At 42.7% G+C, this 8,239-nt stretch carries 9 protein-coding genes; 8 read left to right on the top strand and 1 reads right to left on the bottom strand.

The genetic code is table 11. The features are described from left to right. Positions 1 to 784, bottom strand: a 784-nt coding sequence (locus tag RMO79_RS01025; protein ID WP_310481187.1) for an ACT domain-containing protein, incomplete at its 3' end; no start/stop codon positions are given. Between the two features lie 130 nt (positions 785 to 914). On the opposite strand from RMO79_RS01025, the gene RMO79_RS01020 reads away from it, so the two are divergent. The 8 genes from RMO79_RS01020 (at position 915) to RMO79_RS00985 (ending at position 8,174) form a co-directional block, all read left to right on the top strand. After that, positions 915 to 2,453: an anthranilate synthase component I family protein gene (locus tag RMO79_RS01020; RefSeq protein ID WP_310481185.1), complete on the top strand. Its 1,539-nt coding sequence runs from the start codon at positions 915 to 917 to the stop codon at positions 2,451 to 2,453. 108 nt (positions 2,454 to 2,561) lie between these two features. Then, entirely contained in the window at positions 2,562 to 3,110 is a 549-nt protein-coding gene (locus RMO79_RS01015; protein WP_310481184.1) for a DUF6036 family nucleotidyltransferase, read from the top strand. Then, entirely contained in the window at positions 3,110 to 3,397 is a 288-nt protein-coding gene (locus tag RMO79_RS01010) for a hypothetical protein (RefSeq protein WP_310481183.1), read from the top strand. The genes RMO79_RS01015 and RMO79_RS01010 overlap by 1 nt, the downstream gene beginning before the upstream one ends. 348 nt (positions 3,398 to 3,745) lie before the next feature. Then, on the top strand, positions 3,746 to 3,961 hold the full coding sequence (locus RMO79_RS01005) for a DUF2281 domain-containing protein (protein ID WP_310481182.1): 216 nt from the start codon (positions 3,746 to 3,748) through the stop codon (positions 3,959 to 3,961). Continuing rightward, entirely contained in the window at positions 3,961 to 4,347 is a 387-nt protein-coding gene (locus RMO79_RS01000) for a type II toxin-antitoxin system VapC family toxin (RefSeq protein ID WP_310481181.1), read from the top strand. The genes RMO79_RS01005 and RMO79_RS01000 overlap by 1 nt, the downstream gene beginning before the upstream one ends. A gap of 182 nt (positions 4,348 to 4,529) precedes the next feature. After that, positions 4,530 to 5,996 carry a DUF6745 domain-containing protein gene (locus tag RMO79_RS00995; protein ID WP_310481179.1) on the top strand — a complete coding sequence of 489 codons (1,467 nt, stop codon included), beginning with the start codon at positions 4,530 to 4,532 and terminating at the stop codon, positions 5,994 to 5,996. A gap of 132 nt (positions 5,997 to 6,128) precedes the next feature. Next, complete coding sequence (locus RMO79_RS00990) at positions 6,129 to 7,853, top strand: tetratricopeptide repeat protein (RefSeq protein WP_310481178.1); 1,725 nt, start codon at positions 6,129 to 6,131, stop codon at positions 7,851 to 7,853. A 108-nt stretch (positions 7,854 to 7,961) separates the two neighbouring features. Further along, positions 7,962 to 8,174, top strand: a complete 213-nt coding sequence (locus RMO79_RS00985) for a DUF6737 family protein (protein WP_310481176.1) — start codon at positions 7,962 to 7,964, stop codon at positions 8,172 to 8,174. Positions 8,175 to 8,239 lie beyond the last annotated feature (65 nt).

Here is an 8,239-nt window from a genome sequence, read left to right as displayed (position 1 = left end):
CGAGGGATTTTTTAACTAACTTGAGCGAGTTTAACAGCGCGGCGAGGGTGACGATCGCGGTACCATGTTGATCGTCGTGAAATACGGGAATATCTAATTCTGCGCGCAATCGGGCTTCGATTTCAAAACAACGCGGCGCGGCGATATCTTCGAGGTTAATTCCCCCAAATACTGGTGCGAGATGTTTGACGGTTTTGATAATTTCTTCGGTATCTTGAGTATCCAGACAGATAGGGAAGGCATCGAGTCCCGCAAATTCTTTAAATAACATCGCTTTGCCTTCCATTACAGGCATCGAAGCGGCTGCACCGAGATTTCCCAATCCTAATACCGCGCTACCATCGGTGACGATCGCTACAGTATTGCACTTGATTGTTAATTCGTAAACTCGTTCTGGCTCATTGGCAATCGCCATACAAACGCGCCCGACTCCTGGCGTATAAGCCATCGCCAGATCTGACTGGCGAGTGAGGGGAATCTTGCTCTCCATCCGAATTTTACCACCGCGATGAAGCTGCATCGTCCGATCGAACGTACTCGTCAGCCGCACTTCGGGAATCGATTTAACAACTTCGACAATTTGGTCGCCATGTTCGGTACTAGTCGCATCGACAGTTACATCGATGCGCGAGAGTGCCCGCGTTTGCTCGGTAATATCTAGGGAACTGATATTTCCCCCGACAGAAGCAATACCCTGAGCGATACTTGCCAGCATACCCGATCGATTGGGTACTTCCAAATGCATGGAAATACTGAAGGAGGAAGTAGGATTTAAATTTACCATCGCAGTTTTTGAAGCGTCCACAACTTGCAGCCCTTATTATATAGCGGTTTTCAGAACTCTCAAAAAAATAATTGCCTGACGATCGCCCCAACAGGCACAATAGGATAGATACCATGCCAAACTCATTGTAATGATCTTCCCCAGTTTCGATCGCTTCAGTCAGCTCGTCAGCGAAGGTAATTTCATCCCTGTCTATCAAGAATGGGTTGCCGATTTAGATACGCCTGTCTCGGCATGGTATAAAGTTTGTGCGGGTCAGCCCTATAGCTTTTTGATGGAATCTGTCGAAGGTGGCGAAACTGTCGGACGATATAGCTTCTTAGGCTGTAACCCATTATGGACGCTAGAAAATCGCGGCGATAGCACCACCAAAACTCATCGCGACGGCACGATCTCGACATTTACAGGCGATCCGTTTCAAGTCCTGGCAAACTGTTTAGAACCGTACCACCCCGTCAAACTGCCGCAGCTACCCAGCGGTATCGGGGGCGTATTTGGCTTCTGGGGATATGAATTGATGAAATGGATTGAATCTAGAGTTCCCATCCATCCAGCCACCGCCGAAGACCTACCAGATGGCTTGTGGATGCAAGTAGATCATTTAATTATCTTCGATCGCGTCAAGCGCAAAATTTGGGCGATCGCGTATGCCGATGTTGGGGCTTGTAATGGCGATCTTGCCTTAGCTTATGCCCAGGCTACCGATCGCGTCAAAACATTAGTCGATAAACTCCAACAGCCACTCGCACCCAAGGCTCTAGAATGGACACCACCGCAACCGAGTCCCGCATTAACCGAACTCCCCGCCGCATATAGTAGTAATACTTCCAAAGCTGAATTTTGTGCCAATGTCGAAACAGCCAAGGCGCATATTACCGCAGGCGATATTTTCCAAGTCGTCGTCTCCCAACGATTATCAACCGGATATACAGGCGATCCGTTCGATTTATATCGATCTTTAAGCCTAGTCAATCCCTCGCCCTATATGGCTTACTTTAACTTTGGCGATTGGCAGATTATCGGCTCTAGCCCAGAAGTAATGGTGCGCGCCGATCGCGAGCGGGATGGTACGCTAAAAGCTACACTGCGCCCGCTGGCTGGTACCAGACGGCGCGGACAAACACCCGCCGAAGACGACGCTTTAGCCGCCGAACTACTCGCCGATACCAAAGAAGTCGCCGAACATGTGATGTTGATCGATTTAGGGCGCAACGATCTCGGACGAGTTTGTCAGAGCGGAACGGTAGTAGTCGATAAATTAATGACGATCGAGCGGTATTCTCATGTTATGCACATTGTCAGTAATGCCGTCGGACAACTCGCACCAGATAAAACCGCGTGGGATTTACTCAAAGCCTGTTTCCCGGCGGGTACAGTCAGCGGCGCGCCTAAAATTCGCGCCCTCGAAATCATCCACGCGCTCGAAGGTTGTCGGCGCGGTGCTTATTCGGGCGTATATGGGTATTACGATTTTGAAGGGCAATTAAATACCGCCATTACCTTACGGACGATGGTTGTGCGTCCCGATGGTGCGGGAAATCATAGCGTATCGGTGCAAGCAGGCGCAGGTTTGGTAGCGGATTCCGATCCGGTAACTGAATATGAGGAAACTTTGAATAAAGCCAGGGGTTTGTTAGAAGCAATCCGCTGTTTGGTACCAGATGTATAACATCAGGTGATTCCCGATAAAGAATATACCATCGCCAACTATGATTTATCTGATGAATAGATGGACTAAGATTGTCGGATATCAGAAATAAGGCTCGATTATAAAATTATGCGCTCAAATGTCGATCCTCAGAAGATCGAACAACTCATGAAAGCATTGGGTCGAGAAGCCCGTGGTTCCGGCTGTATCTACTTTACAGGTGGTGCTAGTGCGCTGCTGATTGGGTGGCGCAGTTCTACGGTAGATATCGATATTCGTCTAGATCCCGAACCGCCAGGGATTTTTCAAGCTATCGCCAAACTCAAACAAGAATTGGACATCAATATCGAACTGGCTTCCCCTCAAGATTTCTTACCTCAGCTTCCTGGATGGCGTGACAGAAGCGTCTTCATTGGACGGCAAGGTGAAATCTCTTTTTATCATTATGATTTCACAGCTCAAGCTCTTTCTAAACTATCGAGAGGATATAACCGCGACATTGATGATGTTCTAGCTATGTATAAACAGAAATTATTTAGTTTAGAAAAACTACGCGATTGCTTTGATGCGATCGAATCTGAATTGATTCAATTTCCTGCTCTCGACTCCGATCTTCTGAGAAATAAGATCGAACAATTTATCGATCGTTGTGAAAATACATCAGAGAGTGCTAAATAATGGAACTAAATGAATTGCCAGGATCGGAGCTAATTTTACCTGGGCTGGAAGATCTTTACCACGGCAGAAATAATACAATCGGATCGCTATTAATTTCGATCGCATCTACACGTTTGGCTGCCGCAGGATTGGATATTCCACAGGTGTCTCTGGTGCCAGAGCCAGAACTAGCATTGTATAACTATCTTCAGATCGATCGCGATGATGCTTATTCCTACTACAATGCTTTGTTAAATAGCCTCAACAGCTTTTGTGCTGCACTCGAACTGAAATCCAAATATCAATAATGCCCTAATCGATAATTTATAACTTACTTCAGCAGTCGAGAATCTGTTTTCACTAGTCATAATTCTGGATACTCTTAGTTTATAGCTATATTGGGATCGATCGAAAGTATGATGTCTAATCCAAAGCATTCGGAGTTAATTGGTGCAAGCGCAGATCTACCCACCCCGCCCTATGGGCACCCCTGTCTTGACGTTTTTTTATTCTGGGGTTCCCCCAGAATAAAAACGTCGCTCCGTTCGCGTAGCGTCTCCGACAGGAGAGGAGGGGATTTTTCGGTGGGAGATTAGCGAGTTTAAAGTAAATTAATAGATAACAATATCAATACATACCTAAGCTGAGGCGATCGAATGATAGAAACCACAATCCTAGAATATCTTCACAAACTACCTGATTCACTCCAGCAAGAAGTTCTTCACTATACACAATTCTTACTAGAAACTCACAAAAAAAATACTCCACAACCACAGAAGAAGCGGCAAGCAGGTTTTCTAAAAGGCACCTTTGTTTTGCCGCTGTCTGAAGACTTTGATGAGCCGCTAGAAGATTTTCAGGAGTATATGTAGTGACTAATCTACTTTTGGATACTCATGCTTTCATCTGGTATTCAGAGAACGATCCTAAGTTACCCGAATCAATAAAGATAGATATTGAAAATGCAGATCGAGTTTATCTTAGCATTGCTAGTCTATGGGAAATTGCGATTAAATTAAGTATTGGGAAATTATCACTTAGATCGAATTATGAATCGATCGAAGCTAGTCTAGAACCTGCTGGAATTAGCTTATTACCCATTTCCTTCGCCGACACAGTTCGGGTAATGAATCTTCCACTCCATCATCGCGATCCATTCGATCGGATTCTCATCGCTCAAGCAATCGATCTTTCTCTCACTCTAATTAGTTGCGATGCTGCTTTCGCTGCGTATCCAATCCAAATAAAATGGGGGTGAATCGAATACGATGCCGACAATTAAGATCGAGCAATCGATCGACGAATCGAGTCTGTGAGTAGTGGTATAGATCGCTGAACTACTCAGTCAATTATCTGAGAGCGATTTGATGTTGTTTGTTTGACTCGATTAGCCATAATTATGGGTACTCTTAGTTTGTAGATAGATTGGGATCGATCGAGATGACGAAAGAAGAATTAGCCGCCGTAATCGAGAAAGCAAAAAAAGATCGATCGACTAGTCTAGATCTCAGTAGTTCGAGCTTGACTGAATTACCAGATAGTATTTGCCAGTTAACCTATCTGACTAGATTAAATCTGCGGAATAATGAGCTAACTAGCTTACCTAAAAATATTATAAATCTTAAAAAATTGGCTCGCCTAGATATTTCTCATAATAGCCTAGCCAATATACCTGCAAATATAGATCTTCTGATTAACTTAAAATATTTGGTTGTGAGTTGGAATGAGATTCAAATATTGCCAAACAATATTTGCAAGCTACTTAACTTACAACGATTAGATTTAAGCAAAAATTATATTAAGATATTACCTCAAAACATGGGCGATCTTATTAGCCTAAAAGAACTAGATATTTGTTGCAATCAAATTTCAAATTTACCGAATAGCATTGTAAATCTTAACAAGTTAGTTAGTTTAAATATGGGTGATTTTGAAGCAAGTGATTGTCCAGGAATTATTTTTCAAATGACTAGTCTAACCTTTCTTATTATGTGGGGTAGTCAACATTATGGTAATCAATTTACTCAACTTTCAGAAAGCATTAGCAATCTTGTTAACTTGAGATACCTTAGTATATGCGGTCATGACTTCAAAAAAATACCAGAAAGTATTGGTAATTTAAGTAATTTACTCTACTTGTACCTAGGCGAGAATGCTCTCGATACATTACCAGAAAGAATTTGCAATCTTCCGAATCTAAAAACACTTGGTATTGGTATCAATCAATTAACTAACTTACCGGATAACCTTGTCAAAATGACCACTCTCACAAGACTAAATATCTCTGGCAATCAGATCGATCATTTGCCAGATAGTATTGTACATTTAACAAATTTAATTGAATTAAATTTAGAATCTAATTCATTGACGCAATTACCAACTTGGATCGAGCGTCTGACGAAAATAACTAAGCTTAAATTAGAAGATAACCAAATAGATGAGCTGCCTGACAGTATCAAATATTTAACTAAATTAACCGAGTTAGAGCTAGATGGTAATTTATTCACAGACTTATCGATCCTTAAATCCCTTCCTGTTCTAAAAACAGTTCGACTTTTTAATACAAAGCTTCCGCGTCGATATTGGATGAAGTTTAGCGATTGGAATCCTGAATGGTTGCTAGATGAAGAAAATGCCGAGATTAGAAAGACTTTAATCGAACAAGTAGGATATGAAAAAATCTGTGATAAATTAGGTGCGATCGAGATTGATACTTGGAGAGAATATCACCTATTGAAAATTAATGCAGATGTCGATTTAGAGCCGATATTTTTACTCAAGATGACATGTCCATCGACGCAGCATATTCATGTTTTGCGCGTACCGCCGACAATGACAAGCGCGGAGGATGCGATCGTCTGGATAAATCATGGTATTCATCCTGATAATTTTGCCATACAGACATAATTAAGATAATCATGTCACCACAGATCGATCCGATGTTGCAATAACTTAATTGAGATTAAGATTATTTGTGTTGTCGATCGCCTGCATATTAAGCTTAGATAACGACATCATCAAACCCCCGATCTATTTGCTATGTATAAATCTTGGCACTTTTTAGGACTGCCGATTGCGAGTGCGATTTGCTTAGTTGCATCGCCAAGCTGGAGCCTACCCGCGAATCAAGTTGCGGAAGTTGCTAAAGCTGTTACTGTCGAAATTCAGACCGAAAATTCGATCGGATCTGGCGTGCTAGTTGCCAAAAATCCGCAGGGATACACCGTATTGACAGCGGCTCATGTCGTGAAAGAAGAGCGCAAGTACGAGCTGATTGCACCCGATGGGCGACGGTACGGACTCGATCGGGCTAAAATTAAAATCTTACCCGGTGCTGATTTGGCGTTAGTGTCGTTTATCAGTACTCAGAATTATCGCACTGTCAAAGTCAGGCAAGCTGGATCGATTGCTGAAGGTTCGCGGGTATATGTCGGTGGTTTTCCCTTAACTACCCAAACGATTAGTAAGTCCCTATTTAACTTTACTGAAGGACGGGTGACAGCTAGTAGCAAACAGCCGATGCAGAATGGTTATGGGCTGGTATATACCAATCTAACGTTACCAGGCATGAGTGGGGGTAGCGTACTCAACGAGCAAGGCGAGTTAGTGGCAATTCATGGGCGGGGGGATGTCGAAAAAAGTAGCACAGCTTCGGCGATTAACCCCGATGCGAGAATTAAAACTGGCTTTAATTTAGGCATTTTGGCAAGTGTGTTCGTTCCCCTAGCAAGTCAAGCTGGTTTGCGGCTGGAAGTGGCGACTACTACTAATAATAAAACTACCGAAGCGGGTAGCGATGGGTTGGTAAGTGCGGCTGTTAAAATGCAGACTGGCGACTATCGAGGAGCCATTGCCGAATTAGATCGAGCCATCGCCGCCAATCCCAAAAAAGCAGCAGCTTATTATTTGCGCGCCAATGCTTATCAAATGTTGGGCGATCGATCTGCGGTATTATCAGATTTAAATCGCGCGATCGAGTTAGACGATCGGAATGCTAGTGCTTATTATTTACGCGGTAATGTTCTGTATGCCAACCAGAATTATCAAGGTGCCGCAGCAGATTTCAATCGCACGGTTGCCCTCGATCCCAAGTATACTCAGGCTTACTTATTACTGGCGATCGTCGCTCAGGTGCAGGGCGATTTACCAGGCGCGCAATCGGCTTATACTAAGATGATTGCCATCGATCCTCAAAATACTTTGGCTTATCAAAATCGCGCGGGGGTGAGGGTACAGCTTAATAATTTTCCAGGTGCGATCGAAGATTTTTCTCAAATTATTAAAATTACGCCTGAAAATATTAGTGCTTATGATAGTCGGGCAAATTTTCGGAAACCTACTGGCGATCTAACGGGTGCGATTGCCGATTACACTAAAATTATTCAACTCAGTCCTAATAATCTCCGCGCTTACTCATACCGAGCAGAAATTTATCGGGGGCGCAAAGAATGGTCTTTAGCACTTCAAGATTATGCCAGTATGGTGAAAATTAACCCGAATGAAATCGATGCTTATGCAGAGCAATTAAAAATTTATCAACAGCTTAAAGATTATCGGGGAATTGTCAAAGCACTAAATGGACTGGTGCAACTCAATCCAGCACAAGCATATTTTTTAGTCGATCGCGGTAATGCTAAATTAGAATTAAAAGATCGATCTGGCGCGATTGCCGATTACCGTAAATCGATCGAATTATATCGACAGCAAGGAAATACCAGCGAGGTGGAGCGATTGACTCAGGAGATTCGCAAATTGGGCGGATAATTTAGAGCGCGGGAGAAAATTTGCCTGCTCAAACCAATATCTATTTGTGAATTTTAACATTGACAAACAACCGACAACTATTAATAAATCAACGATCGATTGCAAACTATGAATAATAACAATCTGTGGCAATCTAAACCTTGGTGGTGCCAGCCTTGGACGATTATCCTTACTGGCATCACAATTATTGTCGGTAGTTGGCTTTCGTTCCATACTTTGTGGTTGACTTTACCAGTAGCTATGTTAATTATACTGTGGTGGATCTATTTTTTAATTGTCGTGCCGCGTATATTGGCAGCGCAAGATTTAGATCGATCGTAATTAATATTTTATTACTCATATATATAAGTAACGGTTTATAAAAATTATTAGAGATTGCATAAAAC

Source organism: Chamaesiphon sp. VAR_48_metabat_403 (assembly GCF_031422475.1).
Taxonomy (GTDB): domain Bacteria; phylum Cyanobacteriota; class Cyanobacteriia; order Cyanobacteriales; family Chamaesiphonaceae; genus Chamaesiphon.
The sequence above is the reverse complement of the archived record's forward strand: the minus strand, read 5'-3'. Positions and strand labels throughout refer to the sequence as shown.